The 2,626-nt window shown below is 65.0% G+C and carries 2 protein-coding genes; one reads left to right on the top strand and one right to left on the bottom strand.

Translation table 11 applies throughout. The features are described from left to right. Positions 1-8 precede the first annotated feature (8 nt). A complete protein-coding gene (locus ACHWRX_RS04165) occupies positions 9-1,001 on the top strand; it encodes a bile acid:sodium symporter family protein (RefSeq protein ID WP_394658201.1) in 993 nt (330 codons plus the stop codon). A gap of 30 nt (positions 1,002-1,031) precedes the next feature. Here ACHWRX_RS04165 and ACHWRX_RS04160 read toward each other — a convergent pair. Beyond that, positions 1,032-2,626, bottom strand: a 1,595-nt coding sequence (locus ACHWRX_RS04160; protein WP_394658200.1) for a cation:proton antiporter, incomplete at its 5' end; no start/stop codon positions are given.

Genomic DNA, 2,626 nt, shown 5'->3' with positions numbered 1-2,626 from the left:
AAGAGCGGATGGCGCGTTCTTCCTTTCGATTCAAAGTCGATCCCTTCCTGCTCAGCCTGGTGGCGGTGGTCGTCTTGGCCTCCGTCCTGCCGGCCCGCGGCGCGGGTGCGCGTATGTTCGAGGTCATCGCCGATCTCGCGATCGCGCTGCTGTTCTTCCTGCATGGCGCCAAGCTTTCGCGCGAGGCGATCATGCAGGGCATCGGCAACTGGCGACTGCACCTGCTGGTGCTGGCCGCCACCTTCGCGATCTTTCCGGCGTTCGGCATGGGGCTTCAGGCTGTGACCGCGCAGTGGCTGGACCCGCTGCTGGTTTCCGGCCTGCTGTTCCTGACGCTGCTGCCCTCCACCGTGCAATCCTCAATCGCCTTTACCGCCATCGCCCGCGGCAATGTGGCGGCTGCGGTTTGCAGTGCCTCCTTGTCGAACCTGATCGGCATATTCCTGACGCCGCTGCTGGCCGGCCTGCTCATCCACTCGCGGGGGGGCGACCAAGGCTTTGACTGGCATGGCGTGCGCAGCATCGTCGAACAATTGCTGCTGCCGTTCCTGGCGGGCCACCTGCTGCGTCCGCTGATCGGCAGCTTCGTGGATCGCCACAAGAAGCTGCTGACCCCGGTCGATCGCGGCTCGATCCTGCTGGTGGTCTATTCCGCGTTCAGCGCCGCGGTGGTGCAGGGTTTGTGGCAGAAGCTGGGCCTTGGCGATCTGGGCCTGTTGTTGCTGCTCAGCGCGGTTCTGCTGGGCGCGATCCTGGCCGCCACGATGATGATGGCGCGCTGGAGCGGCCTGACGCGCGAGGACGGCATCGTGCTGTTGTTCTGCGGCTCGAAAAAGAGCCTCGCCTCAGGCGTGCCGATGGCCGGCGCGCTGTTTGCACCCGCGCAAGTGGGCATGGTGTTGCTGCCGGTGATGATCTTTCACCAGTTGCAACTGTTCGTCTGCGCATGGCTCGCTGCCCGCTGTGCCCGTGAAGCTGAGGCGGACCCCGCCGGTGCGTAGGTCACGGGCGAGACTCGCCGCCGGGTTCGCTTAGCTTCGTGAGGGCTGGGTGAAGATGCGGTCCCGCGCGGCGGTGATGTCGCCCGTTTGGATTTGCAGGGTCAGCCGCTCTTTGTCACGGCTGCGATAGGCAGCTTCCGCCCGATCGATATCCTGCAGGGATACGTCCAGCGCATCCAGCGCGGTACGCGCCATCACTACGGCGGATTCCATCACCTCGCGCACGATCTTGCGCACCGGCGTGTCCTTCAGGGCGACCATCGTGCGTCGATCGAATGCGCGGACCAGAATCTGCGGGCGCGGAAAGGCCTGGTGCACCGCGTGGAGAAACGCCTCGGTGATCTGGTCACCATCGATGCAGAACGCGATCAGTTCGGCATCGGCGGCACCGGCTTGTCGCAGCAGGTCGATCCGCGTGCCGTCCCCGAAATAGACCTTCGCGCCAAAGCCATCGGCGATGTCGATCATCTCGACATCGGTATCGATCAGGGTCACCTCGATCTCTGCGGCGATCAGCATCTGCGCCACGGTCTGGCCGAAGCGACCGTAGCCCACGATCAGCGCGTTCGAGCCATCGGGTTGCGGCTCGTCCCGCGTCTCCTTGGTGATCGGCGCCTCACGCATCCGGCGCGTTGCCATCATCAGGAACGGCGTGCTCACCATCGATAGAGTGACCACGGCGGTGAAGATGCTCCCGGCTTCCGGCCTGATCAGCAGCGCATCCTGCGCCTGCGCGAACAGTACGAAGCCGAACTCACCCCCCTGGCTCAGCAAAAGTCCCAGAGCCAAAGCGCCACGCCATTCCATGCCGAAGGCCTTGCCGATCAGGAAGATGACCAGCGCCTTGGTGGTTATCACCGCCAGGGCCATCGTGAAGACGTAGAGCGGCTGCTGGGCGACTGCATCAAGGTTCACCATCATGCCGACCGACATGAAGAACAGGCCGAGCAGGATGGTGCGGAACGGCTCGACATCGGCTTCCAGCTCATGGCGATAGGGCGTATCGGCCAGCATCACCCCGGCGATGAAGGCGCCCAGCGCGGTGGATAGGCCCAGCAACTCCATCGCCGCGGCCGAGACGATCACGGTGAACAGGCCGGCGAAGACGAACATCTCGCGCTCGCCCAGATTGCCGATCAGGCGGAACAGCGGGCGGATCAGGAAGCGGCCCGCCGCCACCAGTCCCACGATCGCGGCCAGGGTGTAGATCACCAGCAGCCAGCCCGGAGGCCCCTCAGCCGCAGCCGGATTACGGCTCATCGCGGCGATAATGGTGATCAGGGGGATGATCGACAGGTCCTGGAACAGCAGGATGCCAAAGGCCCGTTCTCCGAATGGCGTGTGCAGGCGGCCCGCGCTTTGCAGCATCGGCAGCACCTGCGCGGTGGAGGACAAGCCCAGCGGCAGCCCCAGCGCCAGCGAAGCGGTGAGCGAAAAGCCCGTGAACGCAAAGATCACGCCCGTTACCGCCAACCCGCACGCCGCCACCTGCAGCAGGCCCAGGCCAAAGATTTCATGCCGCATCCGCCACAGGCGATGCGGGGCCAGTTCCAGCCCGACGATGAACAGCAGCAGCGTGATGCCCAGCTCGGCGATGCCCAGCTTGCTTTCGGCATCGCCGACCA

This window comes from uncultured Novosphingobium sp. (assembly GCF_964277725.1).
GTDB classification, from domain to species: Bacteria; Pseudomonadota; Alphaproteobacteria; order Sphingomonadales; family Sphingomonadaceae; genus Novosphingobium; species Novosphingobium fluoreni.
The sequence above is the reverse complement of the archived record's forward strand: the minus strand, read 5'-3'. Positions and strand labels throughout refer to the sequence as shown.